Genomic DNA, 25,903 nt, shown 5'->3' on the forward strand with positions numbered 1-25,903 from the left:
TTCGACGAGCTAGCCGCCGCCCTAGGGAATCAGGGCCCTTGTATGGGAGATGACGGTGACCACTTGCGCGCCCGTAACGAGCTCACCATCTTGGACAAATCCTTCCTCCTGCCCTGTGAGGTCCTGGATGAGCCGGCCCTTCCACAAGCCCAGTAGCCTTGCATGCTCGGGAAGGGGAGCGAGGTTGCGCATTTCCTCCGGTTCCGCGTCGAGGTCAAAGAGCTCTTCGGTACCCCATTCGGAGGCCCACAGGTATTTCACGTGCCCGTCGGTGACCCCTGGCAGCTATTGCCCGAAGTACACGTGCTCCCCATGCAGCCACTCCCGCCAAGGTTGCGGATCCGTGGCGCCCACGTCCGTGCGTAGGAACCTGGCCAGAGATTTGCCGTCGCAGTAATCCGGCACGGTCACGCCGGCCAAATCCAGGAGCGTGGGCATGATGTCGCGCAGTTCCACCACTTCATCCACCACTGCGCCATGGAGCGCCGCGGCGTCGCTGGGGGCGGGCATGATGATCAATGGAACTCGGGCTGAGCCCTCATGGCCAACGGCCTTGCGGTAAAAGTCGTGGTCGCCGAGCATTTCCCCGTGGTCCGAGGTGAAGGCGATGATGGTGTTCTCATTCAGCTCAACGCCAGTCAGGGCTACCTGAAGGCTCATGAGCTGTAGGTCGATGTGGGTCATGAGACCGTAGTAGCCGGCACGGGCACGGTGCATGGCGGCCGCGGACAGCGTCCCGAATGAAAGTTGGTGGTTGCCGTTGGTGCGCGCCGACTCGTAATGGTGTTCCCAGTCACCGAGCCGGCGGTTGAAGGCCGGTATGTCCAGATACATCTCCATGGCGCATGCCGGCGGATCGTAGGTGGATGCGGGCGGTGGAATGAGAGGCAAAGGAAAAACGGCGTCGTCGGGTCCCATCGGTAAAGCCAGTCGATCGCCTGGGCGCCAGCCCATGACGTCGGATGCAAGCGTTCGGCCTTGCCCCACGGCCGGACCACCGTTGAGTTACACCCGACCCCATGATCAAACTACTCCTCGTCGGGACCAACCCCGGGCCGACGCCGCAGCCAAGGAACGTAGTCGTCAAAGAACCTGAAGTTGAGTTTGTGTTCTTTGCGGGCAAAATGCAGGAACCCGTCGTGCAAGAGCACGTCGTCGAATCCCACCCGGCTGCGTTCCGGATGAACATGCATTTTTCCGCTGGCCTGGGCCTGGTAGGCTGCCCGGCGGAAATCACCCCGCAGCGTCACCGGATGGACTGCGTCGAACGGGACACCTTCCTGGTAGCCCACCCGGCCGTGGCGCTCCTGTGACTGGCCGGTGAACTGGGCCACGCGGGCCGGAACACAGGTGGGGTGGCGGAATAGGCGCGCCGGAATCAGGCACCCTTAGAGGCCGGCTCATCCAGATGTGGCGTCTGAACATACGGGTGTCCTTGCGCACCCAGGGCGTCCCCGCGCCGCTCGTCGACACAAATCAAGATCACATTAGGCCTGCTCACGGTCTGGTTTCCTACGATGCAACTGTGCGGCGTGCTACCGCAAACCCTTTTCAGCCTACCGTCCGCACCCGCAGGGCCCGCCCCCTGCCGGAATTGGAGCTATGCACAATTTCCTGCGTGATTTCTTGTTAATTGAGTCAACGATAAAGAGGTGTAGGTCACACTATGTTTGAAACAGGCCCCGTTCCGCCGGCGATGGGCCTGCTGTATTCCGATCCAGGAGTCAAAGGAGACCCCGAAGTGTCACAAACATTTGCTCCACCCGCAGCTGGAATCAGTCCCCTATGCACAGCTGCCCCGCGCCAAATGACTGCCCCAGGGCGCGTCGTTGACGCGGCTGTGCCCCATGGCGGGCTCCTGTGCGACGACGATTGCCAGTACTGCCGGTGTCCGGAGACTGACTGATCTCAGGGCTCTGTGCCAAACTCCGGGTAGATTGACGAAAGCGGTACGCTGGCCTCCGCTGGCCCGGGAGTGGGATTTATGGATATTCAAGGCACCATTGAAGAAATCGTGGCCATGGTTGCGCCGCTGACGAGCTATGGCGAAGTGGCCTCCTACATCCCGAGTCTGGGGAGGGTGCCACCGGAGAACTTTGGCATGTGTGTAGCCATGGCCGACGGGGCAGTTTACGGTGCCGGGGACTGGCAAAAACCGTTCTCCATCCAAAGTATTTCCAAGGTCTTTTCGTTGGCGCTGGTCATGTCCTATGACTACGACTCGATTTGGGTGCGTGTGGCGAGGGAGCCCTCCGGAAATCCTTTCAATTCCATGGTGCAACTGGAAGCAGACAAGGGCGTTCCCCGAAACCCCTTCATCAACGCGGGGGCTCTGGTGGTGACCGACCGTCTGCTTTCCCTCACCGGCGACGCCGCAGCCTCCGTCCGCGGATTATTGCGGAAAGAATCTGGCAATCCTACGGTGGACATTGATCCGGTGGCGGCCGCTTCGGAAGCCGAGCACGGCCATCGGAACGCTGCCATGGCACACTTCCTGGCAAGCTACGGCAACCTGGAAAACCCGGTGGGGTTGGTGCTGGAGAACTACTTCAACCAGTGTGCGCTGGAAATGAGTTGCGAGGACCTGGCCAGGGCGTCGCGTTTCCTCTCACGCGACGGAGTCTCCTCCGGCGGCACACCCTTCCTGATGCCCGATCAAAGCAAGCGCGTCAACGCCGTCATGCTCACCTGCGGCACCTATGACGCGGCGGGGGAGTTCGCCTACCGGGTGGGGCTGCCAGGCAAAAGTGGGGTCGGTGGTGGCATTGTGGCGATTGTGCCCGGCCGCTGCTCCATTACCGTGTGGGGTCCTTCCCTTGACAGCAATGGCAACTCGCTGGCCGGCATCGCGGCACTGAGTGAGTTGACCACACGTACGGGATGGTCGGTCTTTTAGGCCTTCGGATTTTGTTAGGGCAAATGCCTGCAATGGTGTGACCCTGACGCTGCTAAAGATGGGTCCAGTGGTCCGGGCCGCGGCGGATCGTGCACTAGCTGCTGTAAGCGCTGGTACACCATCCTTCAGCCGTCAATGACTATTGACATCCAACGTCGGCGTCAACTAGCGTTGACGTCAGGAGGTTGCTGCAATGAAAACGTTGTTGGGGAACATGGACGACAAGAGCCCGGCGCAGGCGCTGTACGCCGTGGCCGAGCTGCGCAAGTACTTGTCCACGACAGAATTGGAAATGGTTGCCAGGGCGCGATCGGTGGGATTGTCGTGGGAGGCCATTGCGCTGTGCCTGGGAGTATCGAAGCAGGCCGTCCACCAGAAGTACGGGAAGCGTTAGCTCAAGGGCGATGGACACCGGCGCATGGGTCCTTGGGACCTACGCGTTCAGGGAATTCCCAGCTTGGTTACGTAGTTTCAAGAGTGTTACCACGTTGGATTCATATTGAAGGAGGTCCCATGGGACTCGGAGATAAGATCAGCAACAAGGCACAGGAAGCGGCCGGTAAGGCTAAGGAAACCGTCGGTGATGCCACCGACAATGAGAAGCTTCAGGCAGAGGGCGCAGCAGAACAGGCCTCAGCGAAAGCCAAGCAGGCTGGCGAGCACATCAAGGACGCAGCCAAAGACGTGTTCGGCAAGTAGACACGCGAACCACTTTCGCGCAACGGGACACTAGAAGGGCCGGAACATCTTGTTCCGGCCCTTCTAGCGTCTAACGCGTGGTGGGCCCACGCTGCCCAGGTTCTTGAAGAATCGCCCCAGCGATTGTTGAGGCCGGGAAGTGGGGACTAGCAGCCGTCGTAGAGCTCGAAGTCCCAAAAGCTAATTGGGTGAGGTTGCGAACCGCTGTCTGCCGCGTGTTCTAGGGTTTTTTCGTGTTGTGGGTGATTGGCCGAAACAGGGCAGTTGCGGACCTCTTGGGGATTGTTTGCGGACTGTTTGCGGACTAGGCCTAAGACCAAGGGTCTTTTTCTGGCTCAACCCACCACTGGTCCTTTTTGTCTTGCCTTTCACGCATCCAAGCGACCAGTTGGGTTACGTCGTCCGCGTGCAACATGATCCTTTTACCAACTCGGCTATGGAAGCCGGTCTGTTTGGCGAACTGACGCAGTGCTGACTTGCTGACACCCAGCTCCGGCGCAACTTCTTCGGGTGTCCAGAAAACTGCTTTAGCCGACCGTTCGTACCGAGGCTCAGCAGGGATCGGGGTGCGGTCGAACGGCCCTGGCCACTCCGGATCGTCTTCAACGAGGCTACTCAGGGGCGCATGTCCACCCTTAGGCTCGGTGGGGAGAGATCGTAGCCATTCCTGCAACTCGTCAGCAAGAATAATTGCCTTGGTATTTGCGTATCTGGCGAGAAGGTCGTTACGCCGTATTGCAATACGCAGAGTACCCACGCTGTACCCCGTAGCTTCAGCGGCTTCTTCAAGGTTGTAGGCCAGTATCGGTTTCTCAACTCGCTCCGCATTCATGTTCAGGTCACCGACACTAGGCGACTGTTCGAAGCATCGGTATGTATTCTCAGTTGATGGACGACTTCACGCTTTACACGGCCCACGAGGTAGCAGTGATATTTGGATGCTTTCTTGATCGCGTATATCGACGAGCGAGTACGCACGCTTGGCCTCACTATCGTGACGGGCTCCAGTACCACTTTTCACAGAAGCAAGTTGAGGAGATTCTAATGAGCATTGAAGTGGTGGCCAAGCCCTCATTGCCAAAACTCCGAGGCCAGCGCGGCCGGATAGACGCACTAATGCGCACGGTACCTTCGGCTCAAATTGACAAGGCGATGGCTCGAATTGAATGAAAAGCAGGCCTACACGGTTCAGGAAGCTGCTCTGGCCTACGGGGTGAGCGCAGACGTCATTCGGGCGCATGTCAAGTTGGGGAAGTTGATTGCCCGATACCCGACGGCCGACCGATCATTGGAGCTGCCGAACTCAGAGATTGGTTCGACGGGCTCCCCTCAGAGGCCTCGTAATGCGAAGGCTGGGAGACTCTGAGGGCAGCCCCTAAACTTCCGACGATGGCGCCGCTTGGCTGCTCTCATGGCAATAGCACATATAGCTAAGGACGAGGCGTGGGCTTACCGTGTAAGGGGAGACTCCCGTTTGAAGAGGTAACCGTGCTCGAGGTGGTTTCGCAGAGTGGCAATCGTAAGGTTCGGATCCAGTTTGAGGATGGACCAAATGGGGGCGAAATTCAGTGGGTAGGACGTCAATCCCTGAAGGCGCCGTGGAATGAGAAAGTAGCATTCATTGAGATTGAGCAGGAGCAGGGATGGGCACGAGCGAAGGATCAATCTCCGGATTAGCCGGCCAGGTTCCGAGAGGCCGCCGCACTTGTAATCACAGAGGCCATGGATGACGCATTGGCCTAGGATCTTTCAAACGGGGTCCTGCGAACAAGCAACCTCCAAGCCTTGGCAGAGTTCGCTCAGTTCACCACTTCCGAACTACTCGGCGGGGTTGGGTTGCAGGAAAATGGATGTACCTATCTAGCATGGCCTGTCATGCAAACTATTGCGGTTGACAAGTGCGTGAAAAGTCCTGCTGCCATTCTGGAGATGGTCGAGTGCCAGGCTGAAGAATGGGGCCAGATAGCAGTAGAAAATGGGTACTACAAGCCGATTGGGCATCGCGGAGCTGTCGCCCTTGATCGACCTTTCCAAGAATATGAGACTCAAACGCTTGCCTGGGAAGTGATCAGAGACTGATGGGGGCAACTGCCGCTAGACCAATGGGCGGAACTTGCGCGTCTCAGATCCGCAAAAGCCCGACTCATCGACATCCTGGAACGAGCCATGTGGCATCTCGAGAATACAGACAGGAAATACCATGCAGCTCCCTTGCGAGGAGAAGCCGGTCGGGCCTTCGTAAACGGGCCGGGCTGGATAAGGCAGCATCGCTAGGGATAGAGAACCCGGAGCTCAAAGCGGGTGCTTCGTTCTGAAAGCTGCCGGATCGCCGCAGTGACACGGTCCCGGTCATAGGGTGGCCGTCGACCAACGGCCACGATTCGTGCAGTCTCTTCCTGCCGTGCGGAGGAGTAGCGATAGACCCTGCCTATGCGATCACACGGCCAGTCACCTCCCGCCGCCTTGATTCGAACGGTGTCGACAGAGATGCGGTATTTCGCTGCCATTTCCTGAGGTGTGGCGTGCGGTTGTTGGATCGATCCAACTCGCCTCCTCCGTTTCTTGGGCTCTACCCCAGTTACTGGGACAATATTCGTCGTTGATCGTCCCTGTCATCGCAGTAGAAAAGCGGGCTGGGATGCCAGAACGCGTGGCGGTGCTAGGGCGGGTAGCAGTGACTTCCCCACCCGACTGCCGCCTCCATTCGATGGAGCGCTTGACCTTTGACTATGAGCACGGGTTGTCCTAGTGGCGTGAGGGTTGTCGATTTGATGTTCTCGTTACCGTTCAGTAAGGTTGTCGGGTGCATCGCGGTTTGATGCTGGAACTAGTACCTTCATCCGAATGGAGAAAAGACATGGGTTTCATTGGTTGGATTATTTTGGGTCTGATTGCCGGCGCTATTGCGAAAGCGATTAAGCCGGGTGAGCAGGGTGGTGGTTGGATCGCGACTTTGCTGCTGGGAATTGTTGGCGCCGTTTTGGGTGGCTGGATTGGTGGTGCCTTGTTCAATGTGGGTATCAACGAGTTCTGGTCGCTTTCAACGTGGTTGCTCGCGATTGTTGGTTCGTTGATAGTCCTGGTTATCTGGGGAATGTTGACTCGCAAGAAGGCTTAATAGCTGCACATGAGGGGGGTTCCGATAAAAGAACGGGTCGGAGCCTCCCTTTTCTTATGCACTTCGCAAGTGGCTGGATGCTTAGTACGGTGCGGTAAAGGCTGCGACAGCGGCTGATGACAGCGAGCTTGGCTTTGAACTCCGCCCACGCATTCACGACATCAGGCACTCGCACGCATCCATGATGATCGCTGGCGGGATGAACTTGTTCGAGCTGGCCAACAGGCTGGGTCATGAGTTGATCATCACCACCGTCAAGACGTATAGGCATCTTGTCCCAGACGCGCACTTCCGCGCCGCTGCGATGATCGAGACTGCACTGACTGGGCTCGCCCTCGAATGACCCAAGAAAGACAGGCCGCCGGCTCGTTGGAGTCGGGGGCATTGTCGTGTCTGGCGCCGTTGCTTGGTGCGGCGTCAATAGCGTCCGGCGTGGATATTCGAAGTTATGAAATCGATACACAGAATTGTTGAAATTACCACACGTGTCAATAGCTCTAATGCCCCGATGGTGCCAAATTTTGGAATCCGCCGCCAGTTTTCCGAAAGTGCCCAGCGTTGGCGCCGTGAGGATCCGCAACGATATTTGGGCACAAAAAAGAGCCCCACCGATCCGCGAGGAAAGGGTGTGGCAAGGTGCTGCTAAAAGGTGGCGTCGTGCCAGTCGGTGAGCTCTGGATCCGCGGGGGGTGCTGGCCTGGGTGAATATTGTCTCCGGGTGCGAGCCACTTGGCGTACTTTCGTAGCCAATCGTTCACGCCGGGCACTGCAAGCACACGCGTCACGAGCGCGATCAGGACCGTGACGGCAACGAATGCCCCGTTGAGGGCCACGAACACCCACCCCTGGGATATGCGCTTCATAGGGTCGCAGTGTCTCAACGACGGCAAGGACGCCATTCAGCAGCAGGAACAGTGCAAGGGCCCCGGCGAACGCTGTCCGCACACTGGCGCTGCGGAGGTTCTGCTCCTGCGTGGATACGGCCACGGGCCGGGCCATCACTTGGTACTTGCCACGGTCGCGTCAATCTTCACACCAGCAGCGAAGCCGTCCTTTGAGGAAACGATAGTCGCCGCAGAACATGGCCGACCCATCACCCCCTACACGTTCGAAACTCGATTCCGAGACGCTAGGGCAACCGTCGATGGTCTGCCGGATGGTTTTCGTTGCCATGATTTGCGGCACTGCTTTGCATCGCTGCTGATCTCTGAAGGCTTGGACGTAAAAGTCGTCCAGGCACTGTTGAGGCATGCATCAGCCAAGACCACGCTCGACACTTACAGCCACATGTGGCCCGACAACGACGGGGCTTCAAGGACTGCAGTTGCCGGCGTTCTCGCGGCCCGAAAAAAGTCACTTGGCGGACAGGAAAAGAAGTCGGTCTCATGAGGTTTAGGGCAAAGAAAAGAAGGACCGGAACGCAATGTTCCGGTCCTTCTTTTTGCCCCAAGGTTGTTCTCTTGCGGACTAACCCCAGTATTCCCGAGTGTTCTAGCTAGCAGCCGTAGTAGAGCTCGAAGTCCCAGCGGGTAATTGGGTGAAGTTGAGAACCGCAGTCCGCCGCGTATTCTAGGGCATTTCGGTGTTGTCCGTGATTGGCCGAAACGGGGCTATTGCGTCCCTCTTGCGGACTGTTTGCGGACTAGGATGCAACACATGAATAATTTTCAATTGCACACCACCGGTGAAGTTGGTGCCATTTTTCGTTGTTCAAGCGAACACGTTCGAAGCCGCGCTAGAAGCGGCAAATGGCCCCACCTCAAGGACGGTCACCGGTATCTTTTCAGTCAGGCTCAGGTTGAGGAGATTTACAAGTCGATGATCGTCCATCCGCCACTGCCATCAAGGCGGGGTCAGCGCGGCAGAATAGATGCACTTCTCCGCACGGTTTCTTCGGCTCAAATTGACAAGGCGATGGCTCGAATTGGATAAGAAGCGGGCTTACACGGTTCAGGAAGCTGCCCTGGCATACGGAGTGAGCGCAGATGTCATTCGGGCCCACATCAAGTTGGGGAAGTTGGTTGCTCACTACCCGACTAGCAGACCGATCATTGGGGCCGAAGAGCTCAACGATTGGTTTGAGGCGCTTCCCTCTGAGGCTCCATAAAGTGATGCAGGGGGAGGTGCTTCTGGAAGTCCCTACCCTTCAACAGATGGCGCCGTTAGGCTGCTCGCATGGCAATGGAGCCGATAGCTGAGGGTGAGCGATGGGCGTACCGCAAAGGGAGCCTGCCATTCGAGGAAGCGACCGTTCTGAAGGTGGTCTCGCAGAGTGGCCATCGCAAGGTTCGTGTGCAGTTTGAGGACGGTCCCAATGCAGGGGAAGTCGAGTGGGTTGGACGGCCTTACCTGAAGGCAAAATGGGCTGAGCGCCAAGCATTCGTCGATCGAGAACAAAGATGGGCCAAAGCGAAGAGCGGACGCTGGGGCGTGCCACTCGGCCTCCTCTCCGCTGCAGCTCTAGTAATAACAGAAACCATGGAAGACGCCCTGGCCCGCGACCGTGACCATGGGATCCTCCAGACGAATGATGCGCCACTTCTCTGCGAACTCATGCAAATCACTGAGTCCAAGCTATTCCTCGAGGGTGGCTTCGAAGAGCAAGGGGTCACGTATCTGCCCTGGCCGGCAATGAAGACGGTCGCCATGGCCAAATGTCAGGTGCACCCCGAAGCTGTCCTAGACATGATTGAGCGAGATGTCGAATCTTGGAGTGATTCGGCGGAGGAATTTGGATACTACAAGCCCATGAAGTCACGACAAGTCATTGATCTAGAGAAACCTTGGCCCGAATATGAGACACAAAAGGTTGCATGGGACATTGTCCGTAGCTGGTGCGGCGAAAGTGCGCAGGCGCAGTGGTCAACCTTATCCCGCGCAAGAGCCGACAATGCTCGACTTTCAGAGATTCTGGGACGGGCGCTTGATGCCCTTGAGCGGGCAGGAGACGAGCGCGGCGCCAACAGCCTTCGTAAAGAAGCGGGTAGAGCGTTCGGAAAAACGCCGGACTGGATCAAGAGCCTAAAGCTCTAAGCGGGTGCCCCGTTCGGAAAGCAGTCGCAGCGCTACGGCGATACGATCCTTGTCATATGCGGGCCGTCGACCGATAGCGACGATTTGCGCAATCTCTTCTTGTTGCTCAGGAGAGAAACGATAGAGGCGGCCGATGCGGTCGCATGGCCATTGCCCACCAGCCGCCCTGCTGCGAACGGTGTGGACAGAAATTCGGTATTTGGCGGCCATCTCTTGGGCCGTAGCGTAAGACTGTCCGTTCTGTTCCAATGCGCATTCTCCGTTTCTATGGATTCGGTCCGAAATTCGGGAACCGAGGTCGCCTGGTTGGTTTCACGCCATACTAGTGGACGCATCAGTTGGGCAAACCATTATTCCCGGCTTCGCCACCCGGGGACCGCTGCGTCGAGGTCTGCCTCGCGGTGCGGGAGCAGTGTCTTTTTGAGGCGGGCTTGGTGTTGGATGTGGAGCCAGACGCCGAGGGTGTGCTCGCGCCCGGTGGTGTGGTGACGCCAGCGGGGCATATTCTCGTTCTGTGCCACGTAGTCGATGAGCTGTGCGAGCCGGGTATTCCATCTTGCGTCGAGGACGCCTTGGTGCGCCGGAGTCCGCCATTCGCCGATGGTGTCGAGCCGTACGATCTTTGCCGGGGTGAGGGCGCCATCCCTAAATTCTTTGCGCTGGGCGGACAGCCATTTGTAGAGAGAGCGCTCGGAGACGTCACCTCGGCTGCCAGGGAGCCTGCCGTGCGTATCAGTGAATGCCTGCGCCTCTGCCAGGCGTCGGCGCCACGATGTTGTGGGCCAGCCTGGCGCACGTTCCTGAATGGCCACATCATGTTCGGCCCGCACGCCGGGCACGTGCCGCTCACGCACTGCCAAGTGTTGCCGGACAGTGTTGTCGTGCGTATGGCAGTGCTCGGCTATCTCACCCACTGTGAGGCCGGCCGCGTACATGAGATCCCACTCGGGGTGCCTCGATACTTCCCAACCTGGCATGGACGACAGACTACCCGGCGGTGTCAGTATCGTCTACGAGTTGCAGTCCGTGCCACTGTTCATCCGGAATGCTGTGGACACCAACGGCCGGCAACCAGTCCCTCATGTAGTAGCCCAGGGTGGAATGCCAAGAGACACAGACGTGGCCGGGCGTGTACGCAACGGCCAGGCCATAAATACTCCCCGCACTCACCCAGCGGCGGGCGTCCCCTCGCAGGAACTCCAGCCGCCCAGGCGGGGCGCTACTGCGCACCACGTCCATCCACAGCAGGTACCCGTAGCTTTCATCAGGCTTCTTCACCACACCATAATGCGCCCTTGCACTGACAGTCGACTAGGGGTTGATGGTGCAGATCCTGGGACCTGCTGAAAGCACTCAGACTGACCCGCTGGCGACGGGTACCATCGAGGAAATGGTGGTTGTATTTGGGGTTTACGCGGAAGGTTTCGCAGCCATGCTGAGTACGCTGCCGGAGGGCAACGGTTTTGGGCGTGCGGGTCAACCGGTAGTCACGGACTCTCCACACCCCACGATGGACGTATTCCGCTCACAATCCAAGCAGTAGTTGTTGAAATGGTCTGACACCCCGCACAGTTGGTACATGCTATTTAGACGACGGCGGGCTTCCCCTCCGACACAGAGTTCCGGCCCATGGGCAGAACATCACGCCAAAGAACTATTCACTTACGAAATGCTTATCCAGCGTGAGATGGATCAGGACGCCATGTTGTGGGAAACCCCAACTATCGCGCTCACTGCTCAGGCGTTTTTGCTGACGATTGCCTTGAACCGAGACTCAACCGCCCCTGCCGTCTACATCTCCGCAGCGCTCGGTGTCATTGTCGCCGTGTTGTCGATGCAGCTCATGGCAAAACACCGATTCCTCAATGAGATGGACCGCGCACAGCTCCATCGACTGGAAGAAGAATTGGACATACCGCACATCAGCCGCCGTAGTTACTTCTTCCCCAGCGGGAAGTACGCCATCCCTCACAACCTATCCACCGCGGGACGAAGCGCACCGAAGAAGCAGGGGTTGCTCCAATCCATCAGGAGCTACAACTTCTGGGTGTTGGGCCTGGGCATATTCGCCGCCGTCAACGTCGCGATACTCGCCATTGAACTCTGGTGGCCCACCATTCTCCACCCCCCGACATTGTAGGGCCAGGGAATCTGGCAGTGCCGCCGCTAAGCGAAACACCTGGGCATCAGCGCTGGGCCATGGATGCAGTGGCGGCGTAAGGGGCTTGTGAAAGATCTCAAGAAGGCGTAGACCATAGGTTATGGGCCCCTTTTATCCTCAGACGAATGGGGCCTTGTACTGTCTTGGCACCGCGTTAGCTAACGAGTATCAGTGCCTCGCTCTACGTTGATTCCATGATCATCAAAGCAATTCTTGAGACCATCGAAACGGGTGTCATCGAGGAAACAATAGTCGATTGCCAGGACTACACCAGAGGCTTCGAGCAGCTGCGGCGGACGGTCCCAGAAGGTATGCGGCTACTGTCCGTGCGGCCCCAGCGTTAAACACCAGTCGTGCCCCACCCGGTGAAGGGTGGGGCGCTTTTTCTATGGCTGGATTTCTTCCCGCGCAACTGCTTTCGCGACAGCATCAGGGTCTCGGCTCGCGTAAATGTTGAACTCGCCACCGTGAACTGACAGATCGCCGCCTTGGACTACGAGGTTGCCGGGTGTGGCGTCGTGCCAGTCGGTGAGTTCAGGATCGGCGGGCGGTGCAGGCTTGGGTTTGTCTTCGGGTGACAACCAGCGTGCGTACTTCCTGAGCCAGTCGTTGACGCCGGGGATGGCCATGACGCGGGTGACCAGCATGATGACGACCGTGACGGCCACGAGAGCCCCGTTGAGCCAGATGAACACCCAGCCGGGGATCGTTGCGTCGTACGGGCGTAGTACCTCGATAATGACGGCTAGGATGCCGTTGAGTAGCGGGAACAGTGCGACGGCAGCGGCGAACGCTGTACGCACACTGGCGCTGCGTGGGTTGCGTTCCTGCGTGGATGCTGCCACGCGCCGGCCAGTCACTTGCTACCGTCCCTGACGGTGACCTGTAGCTGGCTGGCAAGGGCTGCGAGGTCGCGGGCTTCTAGCTGCCCGGCCAGTGCCTTCGCCAGGCCAGACACATCCACTGCGGTACCGGGCTTTGCCATGAGCTGCGGCAGGGAGTTGGTCAGCGCGAGTTGTACGTCCTTGGTCATGGCCATGAGTTGCGGCAACGTCGAGGTGAGGGCGGTCTGCATGTCTATGACCCTTCCGAAGACTGACAGTGGGGATCCTTCACCAGCGCTGACGGATGGTCCACCCTTGGCCAAGTAGCCAAGGATATTGTCGAGCTTCGCTTCTTGCTCTGGTGTCATGTCATCCTCCTGGATGGTTTCAAAGCCGGTGCTTTGTCCTGTGATGGTTGTTCGTGGCCGGAGGAATCCGAGGATTCCGGCGCGGGTGAGGTCTTGGTGGATGGTTGGGCCTGATGACTTGTCGGAGTATCCTCTTAGGTCGGGCCGTGCTGGTGAGCTGTTCTGTGACAGGGTGCGCAGGATCGGGCCACGGTCTTCGAGGAGTACGGCGGTGTGGCTGATTGGGTAGGACGGTGAGCCGTACGCCCAGATCACAATGTCTCCGGGGAGTCCGCGTTCTGTGCCGGGGTGGGCGGTCACATGTCGCAGCAGGTCGGTTGTGTTGGCCGTGTTCTGTGTGGCGACTTCCCATGACCCGGCAGCCATACCGGGAAAGCGGCTGGGCTGGGTCCAGAGGGTGCCGCCGTTGCAGGTTGTGAGCCAGTGTTGGGAAAGGTCCCAGCACTGGTTACCTTCCCAGCTGTCCACGTCGATATACCTGCCAGCCACAGCATTCGCCCAGTCGGTTAGGTTCGCCATGATGCCTCCTAGGGTTTGGGTGTGGTGCAGGTGAAGGTTGCGGATCCGGGCGGCTCTGGTTCGCACGTGTAGGTGTGCCCGGTCGCGTCGGTGAATGTTAGTGATGTTGGGCTTGTCCCATTCGCGCCGTCTGCACCGTTCGCGCCTGCGGGTCCTGCTGGACCGGGCACGGTGGAGTCCTTGCCGTCAATGCCGGGCAGCCCGGGGATGCCAGGGATGCCAGGTAGGCCTTGTGGCCCGGGAATCTTGGAGTCGGCCCCGTTCGTTCCGGCAGCACCGGGTAAGCCGTCGGTGCCAGCCTTTCCAGCGGGGCCGGGCTGCCCGTCCTTGCCATCCGTGCCGGGTAGTCCACGTGGGCCTTGTGGTCCCGCAACACTCACTGGCTGTTGGGCGATGGTCGCGGCCCGGTCGCACAAGTCCACACCAGCAACACCCATAACGATCTGCCCCGACTGGCAAGCGTCAGCAACTTCCTCGGCAAGGTTTTTCTTCTGCTGTGCCGAGTTTGCCGCGGACGATTGGGCCATGTCACGTTCCGCTGCTGCTTGGATGTTCTGGAATATCAACACGCCCATGAGGATGATGGCCAGTGCGAGCAGGAGCCCGCCGATGATGCTCTTCTTGCGCTCAAGCCTGCTCATCGGTCACCATGCCCCATTCCGGGTACTGACATCTATATAGTTCCATTTGGAGGCGGTTACGCTCATCGGTAGCCGCCTTGAGTTCTGCCTTGAGGTCGCTAATGACGCTGCGCTTTTCTTCACGCAAATCTTTGGACGCTTTGAGATACCAGACAGCGCCGGCGATGAGCACGGCAAGGATGATTCCAGCGATGCCAAGTTGGGCGAATAGTCCGGTGAGGGTGCCGGCTGCTGCTGCCTCCACATTTAGCCCTCCTGGGACGGTCGAATAGGTATGTCAGGCATTCGGTCCCCTTATAGTGGGAAGTTGTCGAGGATGATTAGGCGGTTGTATCCGGACCAGTTGGCCACAGTCCCGGCGTAGTTGATGCGGCCGTCTGCGTAGGCGTAGCAGGTTACGGGGATGAAGTTGGGGTCTTGGTATACGAGTGCCGGGAATTCCATGGCGGTGCTGCCTGCCGGTGGGATGGGCCGGTATCCGGTGGGCAGGGTGGTGATGGTGGTCCCTGTTGTGCCACCTTTGATGGTGCCCCGAATGTAAAGAACACCGTTGAGTCGGCGGTATTGGAAGCCGCCGAAGCCACCCCCGTAATCAACCCATGGCGTGCCGTACGCGGGTGAGATCCAGCCCGAGTCTGACGCTGTTTGCTTATTGTCTAAAGCTGTTTGCAGGCCTGTCACTTGGGCGATGGTGTGCGCGTGCGTTGTCGCCGCTTTACCGTCAAGTGCGGTCCCTGTCGCGGTGCTGACGGGCTTGTTTGCGTCAGACGTGTTGTCCACATTGCCAAGCCCAATGTCACCCTTAGCTAGTACCACGTCGCCGGTCTTAGTGTTGACCGAGGAGACCGCACCACCAACTGGGGATCCATTGACGGTGAAGGTGCCAGTGATGTCCACGGTGCCGTCACCCGGCATTGTTAGGGCGGCTTCTGCCGTACCCTTTGATTCGATGGACAGCCATCCGTCAGTCTTCGTGCGGAGTAGTGCGCGAGCGGCGCTAGTGGACGAGTGCCCCACGGTCAGGTTCCCGCCGGACTCTTGCATCCCTGTCTGTACGGAGGTGAGGTGACTGTAGTGCACTACTCGCATCATGTTGTTGGCAACACTAATTTCCCGGTATTCATCAGGCTGGACCCAAAAAATACTTCCCGCTGAGGGGCTTACCGAGAACCGGGATCTGCCAATGTCAGGGTCATACACTTCACCCCTCAGGCTGTTGCCACCGCTGGAATAGAGCCGAGTATATCCACCCACCGGAGTGAGCACCGATTTGAAGTTCAGCCCAGGGGAAAGGACTTTGCCCCATGGGCCACTATCAGTCTCGAAGCTCTCCACGGTCATTGACACCTCATACGGCGTGCCTAAATAGTTACCCTGGCCTACTACGCGGATCTTGCCGTCGCCGGTCAGTTCGGCGCCACCACCATCCTCGATGCGCCAAACACCGCCATCCTTTACGACTGCAGACCCCCCATTCATGACGGTCAGGTCGCCGCCGTCAATGTCTAGGCGGCCACCACTACCCACAGTCGTTGATGAGGTGTTGCGGGCGGAGGTGGATTGCTCACGACGGCGGGCTTCTTCCTCCTGCCGGCGCCTAGCATCAGTGACACCGAAAGGGCGTGGAATACCTGAATTATTTGTCACCCGCAGGCTCTCCTATCTTCGCCAAAGTCGGCTTATACACGCCCGTCTCAGGCGTCAATGACCAGCCCACGACCGGCCAAACAGCATCAAGTCGTAGCTGTGGTGTGTTGATATTGATCCGGGCAGTGTCACCCAATGTCAGATCGCCAAGCCGGGTGAAGTCCTCACCGTGGACAGTGTTACGGGCGGTCAGTGTCAGGACTTTTTGTCCGGCGAAAAGGTATTGCGCGACGGCCCGGGCATGACTGTCTATCGTGGTTTGGACGGTGACGCCTGAGAACGTGCGGCGCTCTTCAAGGCGAGGCCAACCAGCAGCTTCCCGCACCGTGTCAATGACTGGTGCTGACATGAGCTTGGACTCACCTTCACCGTCACCAATGGCACGCACATGGGTTGCTGCGTCACCCTCGCCCCACGGCTCCTGAAAATCAAAGTCCGTGACGTTCTGCCCGGTCTCGAAAGTATGTACCGGGCTGGCGGTGCGATTTCCTAAATAGGGGTACCCTGTCCGGGCGATCTTCCGCACGAAAGTATGTGCGTCATCACCCCACGCCACATCAATGGTCCAGTCGAAGCCGTCCAGTACCGCGGACAACTCATTCACACGGTCATAGACTCTGGCGTTTTCGTCGTCATTGTAAGGACGGTCGCGGATCACACCAGTGTCAGGGCAGTCATAATCGAGCCCAATACCACCATCAGTCATGGTTTCCAGCATGGATTGGAAGATGCTGGCCTGATCCATGCCCCGATAATTGCGGGTCGGCATGTACCTGCGGATCGGGTACGCCTCCAGCGTCCTGCATGGAAAATTGATCAGCGAGGCATTCTTTCCGGCTCCTTGACGTCCGCGTGATTGTGGGACACCGGGCCATACAATCCGGTCCGCATCATCAACCACAAGAATCATCGAACGCTGCGGGAGTATTGCTTGCTCCCACGTATCCGATACAAGCCGACCGCGCCCATCAAAAAGGGGAAGGGCCAGAGTCCCCTCCCCATACATTTTCAGAAACCTTGTCAGATCCGAGGTGATCACCATCGGTAACTCATCCAACACCTTGCCAGTGATCAACTCACACACAATAAATCGATACATGCTACAAGCTCCTGATCGGCGTCACTTTCACGCGGTAGTAACTGATCTGCTCACCAGGAACAAAATTGGCTGTACCGCCACCAATAGCCGAAGCCCGGACAGTAACCGTCTTAGCCGCACCATTAGTGATGACCTTCGATCCCATAATGGCGATGGCAGTCTGTGTCGGCGTCGACTTCTGATTTCGGCCACCATCCATGACGACAAGATCAAGCAGCGCCTCAAGGACAACCGTCGTGCCCGCTGGCTCCGAAGTAATTGCCTGCGCGTCTATCTGAATCTCATAGGGCACGCCGGGCCCAAACACGTTTGCCGGGACATTGAATGTCGGGCCAAGATTCACAGTGCTTCCACTCGTGAGCGGCCCACCAGCTGTGCCAGGCACGAACTTCCTGAACTCCGCCCCAGTGCTAATCCAGTCAGTACCCGTGCATGTCTCAACCAGCCCAAGATCTCCACGAAAGACTGTCAGCGAAGGGAACTTAGCCATCGCATCACGCGCCGCCAAGGTAGGCACATACACAACCCCGCCAGCCCCTGCAGTGAAAGCACGGGCATCAGTAGCCACCGGTGAGCCAGCACCAGACTTCGGCACATCCACGAACCCAAGATCAGCGAAGATCGTCCCAGCAGCAGGAGCCGGAAAACCGCCACCACTAGCAGCCGTCGCGGATGGGGTGCCGTCGTAGATACGCAACTGTGCTTTGCGCCCAGCCGCACCACCATTGTCTGGGTCCAAGATTTCCAGTACGACACGGTCCCGGCGCGGGTTGGTTGCGTCAGCGGGGGTCAGCGCGCCAATGGTCGTCACCGCAGCCACGCCGCAGACATAGGCGCCCTTAGCGGTGCCAATCACAGCACCGCCCGGCCCCACCATGACATTGCTACCCGACAGCGACACGGTGAGGTCACGCGGATTCAGAACACCCGTGCGCGTTAAACCAGACGTCGCACCAGCAGCCAACGTGAACCCCTGCAAACGGCGCAACTCCTCCGCATCATACGACGGACCCACACCACCCGGCGCATTGATCCACGACGGGTCAAGAGCATCTTTTACAGCAGCCATCAACGGCCTCCTTAATAGCTTGCGTCGGTCCAGAAGACCGTCATAGAAGTAAGCGGGTCATACACGGCCGCATCCAAGGACAAGACCATGCCAGCACGCGGAACAATCCACGGACCCCGCAAAACATTGCGCCTGTTCACCGTCGAATTGATCTTGATCGTCCTAGCGTCCAGATCAACATCCAGCCACTGGCCAGCATCAAGACTGATATCCAGCAGCATTGAGTCACCATCACCGTCACGAATCACCGGCTGAACCGCGGGCCCATTGACACGGACCAACACGGGCGGCGGCGCATCACCTGCAGCAGTCACCGTCACCGAACCATTCACCACTGTGGCGCCGATACTGAACGGGGCAGTGACGGACAGCTGCAAGCCGCCAGACGTAAACGGCAAAAACACTGACGCACTGAACTGATACGGGGAAGATCCATCACCACTGAAAAGGCGTGAAGCGGGGGCCGTGAGCAGGAGATCGAAAGACGCATAAACGTCAGTCGGGCGCGGAATCTTAGGCGCACCATCGATCTTCATTTGCCGATGCGTAACTGTGCCATCCTCAGACACGGCAACAACGGCCGTCCCGACGGATGGGATAACCCTTGTTAGTCGATAAATGGCGGCTCGAGCAGCCGGCCGGTCAGGAGCGACAAGCCTCCCAACTATTCGGACCGTCTTTGGCTCACGATAACCAGGAGACATCCACCCGCCGTCGCTGAAACTGTTCTGCACGACGTCGGTAGTGTTACCCGGTGGCGCGTCCCAATCTTCGAGCGCATTAGTCTTCCAAGAAACCCCGAATTCATCCATGCCCTGCAAGTCGAGACCACCAAAAGTTATCCCATAGCCGCCAACGATTCTCACTACAAGCCCTCCATCTCTCGGGCCGTAGCCATAGCAGTTGCACGACTTGTAGCTAACTGGCTGACGTTTATTTGACGAGCCGACCTAACCGCCTCGGTCAGCCGATCCAATGCGGCAGCATCGAATCCACTACCACCACCACTAGGTGCATACGCTGACATGCTCATGCCCGCCCCATACCCGCCAGCAAGTGACTTCGACGGGGCCTGATAGGAGCCGTTGTTGATCGACTCCAGCAATGGCAGATTAGCCTTCGTGGCCCGCTCATTCACGATCATCTCGCCGGAGCGGATCTTGTATGGAGTCCCGTTCTGAGTCATCGCGAGTACATTGTCCACGCGAGGGTTCGACGGTGGCGTGCCAGGCACGATGCCACCACCCGCAAAGCCGACCAGACCGCCGGTCCAGCGCGTTATGCCGCCACGACCACCGGGCCCTTCCGCAATATGGTTCTCTGCGCCCATGTTGATGACACGGTTTGTAGTCGTGTTGACATAATCGATCTCCACCAACTTAGGGATATTGTCGATGGCCGTCTTGGTTTCTTCGGCTTTCTTGCGCGCCGTGTCAGCCATCCACGTGTCAATGTTCACGCCGGGTGGGATGCCCAACATCTTTCTGGTTAGCGCGTCTGCTTCCTCTGTACTCTTGCCCATAGCCGTGTAGCCATTGACAAGATCCGTGTACGTAGTCGTCAGCGCGGCTTGTACTGCGGCCTGTGCTTCCTCATGACTCCCATAGGCGACCGTGTCCTTGGCAATGGCCTCAGCCGATGCGATACCGGCTTTAGCAATAGCATCAAGTGCGGCCTCGTTAGCTCGGCCGCCCTTGGTGTTGATGTCAAGGTTCGCGCCGTTCTTCGCCAATGTCTCCGTGAATGAATCCAGGGTGTCCTTGTACCCACGCGCAGCATCACGGGATGAGAGTGTAATCAGGCCGGAAGCAAGTAGTGACTGGGTGAAAGCGTCAAGGCCGACTATCGCCCCGTTCGATGACACGCCGATCTCTTCCAAGCTGGTCGCAAGCACGTCATTCAACTTCGCAGCTTCCGTGGTTGAGGCTGCCGTCTGCTCCTGTGCGGCCTGCACCTTAGCGAGCCTTGCGGGAATCTTCCCCTGTGCCAGCTCAAGTAGTTCGTACTTGTCCAGTGATAGGCCGGCGGCGTTGCCAATTCCTCGCAGGGATTCCGTATAGCCAGGCAGATGATCAAGTGCGTCCTGAGCTGACGATCCGTTCTTCACAAACTCGGCCGTCAGCGCCTTGAATGACTTCGCTGCAGCATCGGCGCCGCCGTTCTTGACCAGCGCGCCCATGGAGTCGCCAACCTGCTTTAGCCGGTCGTCAACTTGTGAAGTCTCAGACTTCGCCATGCCAGTCCACCCGAAAGCCTGATCCGCCCACCGGTTTATGCCATCCCCGGACTGTGGCTTGGTAATCCTGGCGATGGCATCCCCAACGCCGTTGATGTCTGCCGCAATATCTTTGCCGGCGAACTTTCCGTAGTCGCCGAATACGCCATCCAGTGCGCTAGCGCTTCCGTCAGCAGCGTTGGCCACTTTGAGTAGTGCTGATGTCATTTCCTCAAGGCCGATGATGCGCTTCTGATAAGCAATCGCGTTGAATATCTCGAATGCTAGAAGCGCAGCTGTGGCTACACCAGCAGCCTTGCCCACTTTTCCCATTACGCCAGGGATGTGCGATCCTTCACGGAATACGCCTTGGAAATTTGTGATCGTGCTAGCAACGGCTGGAACCAACTTCAAGAAACCACCGGCCAGTAAAGCAACGCCACCAACAGTGGCCGCTATTGCCACGCCCGTATTCAGTACAGGTGCCGGGATCTTGCCAAGCATGTCCACAAGGCTCTCGGCCTGCTGCACGATGCCGCGCAACGACTGCGCGGCACCCTCGCCACCCTTGATAAGAACGGTATCGAAAGAGCCGCCCAGCTTCTCAATGTCACCGGCAAGGTTGTCCTGCATAATCGCGGCAGTCTGCGCCGCATATCCAGTCTCATTGACGGAATCAATCCAGCCCTGCACACCGGCAGCACCCTGCTCGTACAGCACGTTTGCGGCACGTACAGCATCAGAACCGAATATGACACCCATAGCTGCCAGCCTGGACTCTGAATCAAGATCCTTCATCGAGTTTTGCAGCTTGCCCGAGTATGCAGCAAGGCCGATAAACGCACCATTAGCGTCAAATGCAGATAGACCCAAGGCATCCATCTGGCCCTTGGCTTCCTTGGACTGAGGCGTTAGGCGTTGAAGCATGGACTTGAAAGACGTGCCAGCATCAGAGCCGACCAGGCCAGCAGATGCGAAAGCTGCCAGACCGCCAGTAGTCTCCTCGATGGAGAGCCCGGTAGCAGAAGCCACCAAACCTGCTTGCTTGAGCGCGCCGCCAAGGTCAGCAACAGACCCTTGCGCCTTTCCAGCACCAGCCGCTAGCAAGTCAGCTACATGCGGAATGTCCTCACCCTTGAGCTTGAACTGGGTCAGTGCCGTTGCCGCTAGTTCAGCCGCGTCTCCGACAGCTAGCCCACCGGCAGCTGCCAGCGACATTGCGCCAGTAAGTCCGCCGCTCAGAATGTCACCAGTAGACACACCAGCCTTAGCCAGTTCCTCAATACCCTGTGCTGCTTCCTTCGCAGAAAACGCCGTATCAGCACCAACGCGGATAGCTTCCTCACGCAGCAGATTCATGTTTCCCGTAGTCTCATGCGTCGCCGCACGCACCGAAGACATTGCGCCATCAAACTCAGCGAACTTAGCGATAGCCAACCCAACACCAGCGACTACAGCCCCGCCAAACAACATCAGCGACGTGCCGGTCTTGTTCCAAGCTTCCTCATTAGCTCGGGCATGATTCACCATGCGAGTCATCCCGGACTCAGAAGCCGTAGCCGCTGCAGCGGAAGCCTGCGCAGCCTCAGCCGCTGCAGCCGTGGTCTGTGCCGCATACTCCTGTGTCGCCTCACTGACAGTTTCAAGCCCCAACTCTGCCGCGTGCGCCTCGGTGACCACGTTCCCAAACTGGTCAGTAAGCCTGCCAGCTGCGTTGTAGCCAAGCCCAAACCCAGAAGCCGACTCCTGCGCAGCCTTACCAGCGTCATGCAAGGCTTGGCGCGTTGACTGCGCTGCAGCCTGCGCCTGTGTCATCGGACCAATCATCGCCCGTGCCGCCGAAGATGTAGCCGTTCCCATTGCAGTGGCAGCCTCACCAGTGCTACGTGACGCAGCAGCCGCTTGCGCCATGGATGACCTAAAGTTCCCTACCTCAGCCCGAAGGCGCACCAAAATTTCGCGACTGGCCACGGGGCCTCCTTATATTCAGATTCGGTCAGGTATGATCAGCGCATGACTGACCAAAAAGAAACACAAAAACCCGTCAACCGCCGCGGACACAATGCGATGGTGACAGGCGCTACGATGCTCGTATTTGGGATACTGGGGGCCATCGTTCTCCCCAGCGGGGACTCTCCAATGGCAGGGCTCAGCGTTTTCGTTGCCGTTGGTGGATTAGTGACTTGGATTATTGGCATCGGCATGCGCCGAGAGACGCCACGGAGCTAGAACCCATCCACTTCAACGAGGCTGATCTTGCGCCCAGGGTAAGTTTCTTTGTTGCTGTCGCGGAATGACTCGCCAGCCTCGCAGCGGTGACAGATCGACTCGGCACCTTCCCAGCGGCCCACGTTCTCGTCCCCATGGGTAACGCTGTAATGGCCGGCGCAATCACCGCATAGGCCGTCCTCATAAGCAGTAAGTGCTAACGCCATGATGCGGTCCCGGTGATTCCATGTGCCGTCATGCGGTCCACGCATCGCAGTCTGAGGGATCTTCCAAGCCCGCGCTGCACGCGCCTCTAAGAGGACATGGCCCCATCGTCGCTGGGCGAGGGCGCTAACGATTTTGGGAGCTGCACCTCCGGCGCCTCAATTGAAGCCCGCGTGTACGCCGCCGTAATCACCGCCAACTGCGAATCGCCAATGACCTTGTACAGCTTCCGCACCTGATCCGGCGACATGACCGGATCAACCAGGCAGGCCGACAAGGTGCGGATCGACACTTCACGCTCAATCACCTTGTTCTCAGCGTCAGCCGTCATTCGGCGCACAACCTGGTTGACCTCGGCAGGCACCTTGATCTCATTCCGTGCGCATCGTTCCCGCGCCTCAATGGCCGCACCCTTGGCGGCTGCATCAGCCTCGGACTTGAGATCCGTCTTGACCTCCTTGCGGATGGTTGCTTGCTCCTCGTCGTCAAGGAACGTCACGCGCATCTCAAGCTTTGAGGCGTCGAGCTGCAAGTACAGCGCATCGATCTGGCCCTGCAAGTGCGAACCGTCACCGTCGCTCATAGCCCGGTCAGCTTCCGGGATCGACGCCATGGTGCGCTGCTCGGCTTCAAGCTTGTCAATCACGGCCAGCAGATCACCACGCCCATAAACTGTCACGGCGCGCTCGGTACGCTTCGCACCATCCAGCCAAGCATCAAGATCAAAGTCAGTATTTTCAGTCATCGTAGGCTCCTAAAAAGTGTGTGTGCGTAGGCTCGGGAAGGTAAAGCAGCGGCGCGGGGAGCCTACGAAACAACCCGCGCCGCCAGTTAAAGGGGGGTGGCGTTACGGGGCCGCTACCACTGCGCGCTCGTCAATGTTCGACTGAGGCGAGAACACCTGACGGAACTTGACGTACCCGGCAGTTGACGGGGACAACTTCTGCGGCGTGTTCGTGATGACCTCGTACACAGAAACCTTGTCCGCAGCCTTCCAAGTAACCTCGTGCGCCTTCACGCCGACAGCATGTCCCAGGCGCTCCACAAGATAGCCATGGATACCCTTGCCGGAGAAAGTCGTCCAAGCGACATCGTCCAGCGTGTCCGTGAACCGGAAGAAGTTCATCGCGGCCTCGAACGTAGTGCGCCCGGGAACAGACGAATTTGTGGAATCGCACATCGCGGGATCGGCAATGGAATCATCACCAGTCGCACCCAATGCGTAGTCCGCCGCAGTGATCAGGCAGGACAAATCAATACCAGCCGTCAACTCGGTCACGGTCGGGGCGTGGTAATTCGCGATTGTCGGAACCCACACCAAGCGCAGGTTGTCATCAGTAAGCATCTTCGGGCCGGGAGTAGCCATTTACTTGCCTTCTTTCTTGGAGGGTGTTTCTTGAAGGTTCGGGAATCGGCCATCCAAGAAATGTTCAGGGACAGGATTCGGGAGCTTTTTGCCAGATTCGGCGTCGTACACATGGACCCACTTGCGCGGGTCAAACGTGCGTGGTTCTGCTTCTTTGGCCAGTTCCAGCGGCTTTTCGGGCGCGCCAGAATCGGCCGTCTTGGGATTAGCCAAAACGAGCCTCCTAAATAGGTGTGCGCTCTAAGCGCGTTGAGAAGTGAACGGGAACTCGTCCACACAAAAGCTCGGGTGCGATGAGGTGTTCGGGATCGTCACATCAAAGTCAGACTGAATAGGGGCCAACGACGCTTGCCGCAACCTCGTAGGCGACCAACCAGCGACGGACAAGGCTCGGTCAAACAAGACCGCACGGACCTTATCCGCCACCGACAAAATCGAGTACCCAGTCACACCCGCATAAGTGACACGCGGGCGCAGATTCAACAGGTCAGGCGTGCCACAAAGCGACTCGCCCGTCTCCTGCCCCAAATCACCCCACACCAACACATACGGGTACGTTGGCTTAGCCGGAACGTCAAACGCGTACACCGTGTAGGTGATGGGTAGCTCGGCCTTTAGAAGGGCATACAGCGACTCGTAATGGGCGCGAACACTCACTCCAAAATCACCCCATCCAAACGCTCAAGAGCAGCAATGAAACCGGCTTCCTCAGCCTCAAGAGCGCCGATCGGATCAGGCAACGTACCACCACCACCACGAGACTGACCGTAATAAGCCATCAACAAACCAGCAGACGAATCACGGGAACTATCAGGCCCAATCTCAGACTCAACCGAATTACCAGTCTCAGTAATTTCATAGCCCATAGCGCGGGAAATCTGGCCAAAACTACGCGACCCAGACGCCTCAGCCTTTAGCTGATTCTTGATGTTCAGCGACCCCTTAGAAACAACCTGCCGAACCTCCCGCATAACACGCTCAGGACTGCTCGCCAGATCAGCACCCAAAGCCGCCAAATCATCGCCGCTCATGCCGTCACCAACTCCACATTCCAACGAGCCGCCGTCCGCTGAGAACCACGAGCCAACTCCACGAGTCGGAACGCGAGCCCCACATTGCTTTCATCCATGCGGGAAGAAGTAATGAGAGCAGAATCGCCAGTAACCACCCCCGAACCAACCGGGAAATGCAGCTGCAAATTCTCGACCGTGAACGCGTGCCCACCAGCAACCGGAGAGGCTGCCTGAGCTACGGTTGCTTGCACCTTGCAGATGCCGGTATAGACAGTGGATAGCGGCGACGTTACGATCCCGTCAGGGTCAGTGAACGGAACGCCAGGGCGGGAGGCTGTGCAGGTCTCGAACATTAGAAACTCGGCAGCCTCACGGCCACGCAAAAGAAACTCAGTAGGATCCCGCATCAGCCCCCCAGCCCCAGCACATACATGCCAAACTCAGGGATCACCAAAGGTCGCAATAGTGCCAGCTCCGACTCACTGACATACATCTCGCCAGTGGAAACGGAATTGTCCAGCGTGGAGGATTCCGTGCGGTCGTCAATACCCTCAGAGAGAGTCCGTAGACTGTCCGGGTTCTTGAAAACCCGAATGATCATGGAAACCATGACCTCGCGCACGACAGCCTCAGTGACCAATGGAGGGATAGCCGTCAGCTTGGCCTCAATGTCAGGGACAGCCCCCACAATGCGGATCCATGCGCTATTCGACTTACCCCCCACCGTCGGTTCTTCCGACGACTTGAGAGGACGCCACACCGCCTCTATGTCGGCCTTAACCACACTTACCGGCATGACGCC

Annotated in this window: 32 protein-coding genes; 10 read left to right on the forward strand and 22 right to left on the reverse strand. The window is 58.3% G+C overall.

What is annotated here, in order from left to right; all coding sequences use genetic code 11:
* Positions 1 to 21: 21 nt before the first annotated feature.
* The 4 genes from AOC05_RS20020 to AOC05_RS20390 all read right to left on the reverse strand — a co-directional run bounded on the left by AOC05_RS20020 (position 22) and on the right by AOC05_RS20390 (position 1,501).
* On the reverse strand, positions 22 to 261 hold the full coding sequence (locus tag AOC05_RS20020) for a hypothetical protein (protein WP_230085588.1): 240 nt from the start codon (positions 259 to 261) through the stop codon (positions 22 to 24).
* Between the two features lie 24 nt (positions 262 to 285).
* Complete coding sequence (locus tag AOC05_RS20025; protein WP_230085589.1) at positions 286 to 840, reverse strand: sulfatase-like hydrolase/transferase; 555 nt, start codon at positions 838 to 840, stop codon at positions 286 to 288.
* A 188-nt stretch (positions 841 to 1,028) separates the two neighbouring features.
* A complete protein-coding gene (locus AOC05_RS20030; RefSeq protein WP_231687180.1) occupies positions 1,029 to 1,334 on the reverse strand; it encodes a hypothetical protein in 306 nt (101 codons plus the stop codon).
* Positions 1,335 to 1,378: 44 nt separating this feature from the next.
* Positions 1,379 to 1,501 carry a hypothetical protein gene (locus tag AOC05_RS20390; protein WP_257720354.1) on the reverse strand — a complete coding sequence of 41 codons (123 nt, stop codon included), beginning with the start codon at positions 1,499 to 1,501 and terminating at the stop codon, positions 1,379 to 1,381.
* A 483-nt stretch (positions 1,502 to 1,984) separates the two neighbouring features.
* Here AOC05_RS20390 and AOC05_RS04825 point away from each other — a divergent pair, with 483 nt between their 5' ends.
* The 3 genes from AOC05_RS04825 to AOC05_RS04835 all read left to right on the forward strand — a co-directional run bounded on the left by AOC05_RS04825 (position 1,985) and on the right by AOC05_RS04835 (position 3,595).
* Positions 1,985 to 2,896, forward strand: a complete 912-nt coding sequence (locus AOC05_RS04825; RefSeq protein ID WP_062006105.1) for a glutaminase — start codon at positions 1,985 to 1,987, stop codon at positions 2,894 to 2,896.
* A gap of 193 nt (positions 2,897 to 3,089) precedes the next feature.
* The gene (locus tag AOC05_RS04830) at positions 3,090 to 3,290 is read left to right on the forward strand and encodes a transcriptional regulator (protein ID WP_062006107.1); all 201 of its coding nucleotides are present in this window, start codon (positions 3,090 to 3,092) and stop codon (positions 3,288 to 3,290) included.
* 119 nt (positions 3,291 to 3,409) lie between these two features.
* Positions 3,410 to 3,595, forward strand: a complete 186-nt coding sequence (locus tag AOC05_RS04835) for a CsbD family protein (protein WP_062006109.1) — start codon at positions 3,410 to 3,412, stop codon at positions 3,593 to 3,595.
* Between the two features lie 310 nt (positions 3,596 to 3,905).
* On the opposite strand, the gene AOC05_RS04840 is transcribed toward AOC05_RS04835, so the two are convergent.
* Positions 3,906 to 4,427: a DNA-binding protein gene (locus AOC05_RS04840; protein ID WP_062006112.1), complete on the reverse strand. Its 522-nt coding sequence runs from the start codon at positions 4,425 to 4,427 to the stop codon at positions 3,906 to 3,908.
* Positions 4,428 to 4,639: 212 nt separating this feature from the next.
* On the opposite strand from AOC05_RS04840, the gene AOC05_RS20395 reads away from it, so the two are divergent.
* The 6 genes from AOC05_RS20395 to AOC05_RS04875 all read left to right on the forward strand — a co-directional run bounded on the left by AOC05_RS20395 (position 4,640) and on the right by AOC05_RS04875 (position 9,746).
* A complete protein-coding gene (locus AOC05_RS20395; RefSeq protein ID WP_257720355.1) occupies positions 4,640 to 4,765 on the forward strand; it encodes a hypothetical protein in 126 nt (41 codons plus the stop codon).
* Positions 4,766 to 6,452: 1,687 nt separating this feature from the next.
* Positions 6,453 to 6,713, forward strand: a complete 261-nt coding sequence (locus AOC05_RS04860) for a GlsB/YeaQ/YmgE family stress response membrane protein (RefSeq protein WP_062006120.1) — start codon at positions 6,453 to 6,455, stop codon at positions 6,711 to 6,713.
* A gap of 181 nt (positions 6,714 to 6,894) precedes the next feature.
* On the forward strand, positions 6,895 to 7,056 hold the full coding sequence (locus AOC05_RS18750) for a hypothetical protein (protein ID WP_420480376.1): 162 nt from the start codon (positions 6,895 to 6,897) through the stop codon (positions 7,054 to 7,056).
* A gap of 458 nt (positions 7,057 to 7,514) precedes the next feature.
* On the forward strand, positions 7,515 to 8,102 hold the full coding sequence (locus AOC05_RS04865; RefSeq protein ID WP_230085591.1) for a tyrosine-type recombinase/integrase: 588 nt from the start codon (positions 7,515 to 7,517) through the stop codon (positions 8,100 to 8,102).
* A 267-nt stretch (positions 8,103 to 8,369) separates the two neighbouring features.
* Positions 8,370 to 8,645 carry a hypothetical protein gene (locus tag AOC05_RS19290; RefSeq protein ID WP_157374905.1) on the forward strand — a complete coding sequence of 92 codons (276 nt, stop codon included), beginning with the start codon at positions 8,370 to 8,372 and terminating at the stop codon, positions 8,643 to 8,645.
* A 243-nt stretch (positions 8,646 to 8,888) separates the two neighbouring features.
* Positions 8,889 to 9,746, forward strand: coding sequence for a hypothetical protein (locus AOC05_RS04875; protein ID WP_062006127.1), 858 nt, complete (start codon positions 8,889 to 8,891; stop codon positions 9,744 to 9,746).
* Between the two features lie 350 nt (positions 9,747 to 10,096).
* On the opposite strand, the gene AOC05_RS04880 is transcribed toward AOC05_RS04875, so the two are convergent.
* Together AOC05_RS04880 and AOC05_RS04885 are read right to left on the reverse strand one after the other, a co-directional pair.
* Positions 10,097 to 10,723, reverse strand: coding sequence for a helicase associated domain-containing protein (locus AOC05_RS04880; protein ID WP_082357779.1), 627 nt, complete (start codon positions 10,721 to 10,723; stop codon positions 10,097 to 10,099).
* 10 nt (positions 10,724 to 10,733) lie between these two features.
* Entirely contained in the window at positions 10,734 to 11,027 is a 294-nt protein-coding gene (locus AOC05_RS04885; RefSeq protein WP_197277896.1) for a hypothetical protein, read from the reverse strand.
* A 388-nt stretch (positions 11,028 to 11,415) separates the two neighbouring features.
* On the opposite strand from AOC05_RS04885, the gene AOC05_RS04895 reads away from it, so the two are divergent.
* The gene (locus AOC05_RS04895) at positions 11,416 to 11,886 is read left to right on the forward strand and encodes a hypothetical protein (protein WP_062006135.1); all 471 of its coding nucleotides are present in this window, start codon (positions 11,416 to 11,418) and stop codon (positions 11,884 to 11,886) included.
* 407 nt (positions 11,887 to 12,293) lie between these two features.
* Here AOC05_RS04895 and AOC05_RS04900 read toward each other — a convergent pair whose 3' ends face one another.
* The 15 genes from AOC05_RS04900 to AOC05_RS04985 form a co-directional block, all read right to left on the reverse strand.
* A complete protein-coding gene (locus AOC05_RS04900; protein ID WP_062006136.1) occupies positions 12,294 to 12,767 on the reverse strand; it encodes a hypothetical protein in 474 nt (157 codons plus the stop codon).
* Positions 12,764 to 13,618, reverse strand: coding sequence for a hypothetical protein (locus AOC05_RS04905; RefSeq protein ID WP_062006138.1), 855 nt, complete (start codon positions 13,616 to 13,618; stop codon positions 12,764 to 12,766). The genes AOC05_RS04900 and AOC05_RS04905 overlap by 4 nt, the downstream gene beginning before the upstream one ends.
* A gap of 8 nt (positions 13,619 to 13,626) precedes the next feature.
* Positions 13,627 to 14,259 carry a collagen-like protein gene (locus AOC05_RS20450; protein WP_062006140.1) on the reverse strand — a complete coding sequence of 211 codons (633 nt, stop codon included), beginning with the start codon at positions 14,257 to 14,259 and terminating at the stop codon, positions 13,627 to 13,629.
* Positions 14,246 to 14,503, reverse strand: a complete 258-nt coding sequence (locus AOC05_RS04915; protein ID WP_062006142.1) for a hypothetical protein — start codon at positions 14,501 to 14,503, stop codon at positions 14,246 to 14,248. The genes AOC05_RS20450 and AOC05_RS04915 overlap by 14 nt, the downstream gene beginning before the upstream one ends.
* 50 nt (positions 14,504 to 14,553) lie before the next feature.
* A complete protein-coding gene (locus tag AOC05_RS04920; RefSeq protein WP_062006144.1) occupies positions 14,554 to 15,906 on the reverse strand; it encodes a hypothetical protein in 1,353 nt (450 codons plus the stop codon).
* Positions 15,896 to 17,005 carry a hypothetical protein gene (locus AOC05_RS04925; protein ID WP_062006145.1) on the reverse strand — a complete coding sequence of 370 codons (1,110 nt, stop codon included), beginning with the start codon at positions 17,003 to 17,005 and terminating at the stop codon, positions 15,896 to 15,898. Before AOC05_RS04925 ends, AOC05_RS04920 begins: the two co-directional genes overlap by 11 nt.
* A gap of 1 nt (position 17,006) precedes the next feature.
* A complete protein-coding gene (locus AOC05_RS04930; protein ID WP_062006147.1) occupies positions 17,007 to 18,074 on the reverse strand; it encodes a hypothetical protein in 1,068 nt (355 codons plus the stop codon).
* 11 nt (positions 18,075 to 18,085) lie between these two features.
* The gene (locus tag AOC05_RS19295) at positions 18,086 to 18,940 is read right to left on the reverse strand and encodes a hypothetical protein (RefSeq protein ID WP_157374906.1); all 855 of its coding nucleotides are present in this window, start codon (positions 18,938 to 18,940) and stop codon (positions 18,086 to 18,088) included.
* Positions 18,940 to 22,104, reverse strand: a complete 3,165-nt coding sequence (locus AOC05_RS04940) for a phage tail tape measure protein (protein WP_197277897.1) — start codon at positions 22,102 to 22,104, stop codon at positions 18,940 to 18,942. Before AOC05_RS04940 ends, AOC05_RS19295 begins: the two co-directional genes overlap by 1 nt.
* Positions 22,105 to 22,810: 706 nt before the next feature.
* Positions 22,811 to 23,467, reverse strand: a complete 657-nt coding sequence (locus tag AOC05_RS04955; RefSeq protein WP_062006157.1) for a hypothetical protein — start codon at positions 23,465 to 23,467, stop codon at positions 22,811 to 22,813.
* Between the two features lie 102 nt (positions 23,468 to 23,569).
* Positions 23,570 to 24,088 carry a hypothetical protein gene (locus tag AOC05_RS04960; RefSeq protein WP_062006160.1) on the reverse strand — a complete coding sequence of 173 codons (519 nt, stop codon included), beginning with the start codon at positions 24,086 to 24,088 and terminating at the stop codon, positions 23,570 to 23,572.
* Positions 24,089 to 24,301, reverse strand: a complete 213-nt coding sequence (locus AOC05_RS04965) for a hypothetical protein (RefSeq protein WP_062006162.1) — start codon at positions 24,299 to 24,301, stop codon at positions 24,089 to 24,091.
* A gap of 440 nt (positions 24,302 to 24,741) precedes the next feature.
* A complete protein-coding gene (locus AOC05_RS04975) occupies positions 24,742 to 25,119 on the reverse strand; it encodes a hypothetical protein (protein ID WP_062006166.1) in 378 nt (125 codons plus the stop codon).
* Positions 25,116 to 25,508 (reverse strand): DUF6093 family protein, encoded by a 393-nt coding sequence (locus AOC05_RS20710; protein ID WP_062006168.1) that lies wholly within the window; start codon positions 25,506 to 25,508, stop codon positions 25,116 to 25,118. The genes AOC05_RS04975 and AOC05_RS20710 overlap by 4 nt, the downstream gene beginning before the upstream one ends.
* A complete protein-coding gene (locus AOC05_RS04985; protein ID WP_157374907.1) occupies positions 25,508 to 25,897 on the reverse strand; it encodes a hypothetical protein in 390 nt (129 codons plus the stop codon). Before AOC05_RS04985 ends, AOC05_RS20710 begins: the two co-directional genes overlap by 1 nt.
* Positions 25,898 to 25,903 lie beyond the last annotated feature (6 nt).

The sequence above is a fragment of the Arthrobacter alpinus genome (genome assembly GCF_001294625.1).
Lineage (GTDB): Bacteria > Actinomycetota > Actinomycetes > Actinomycetales > Micrococcaceae > Specibacter > Specibacter alpinus_A.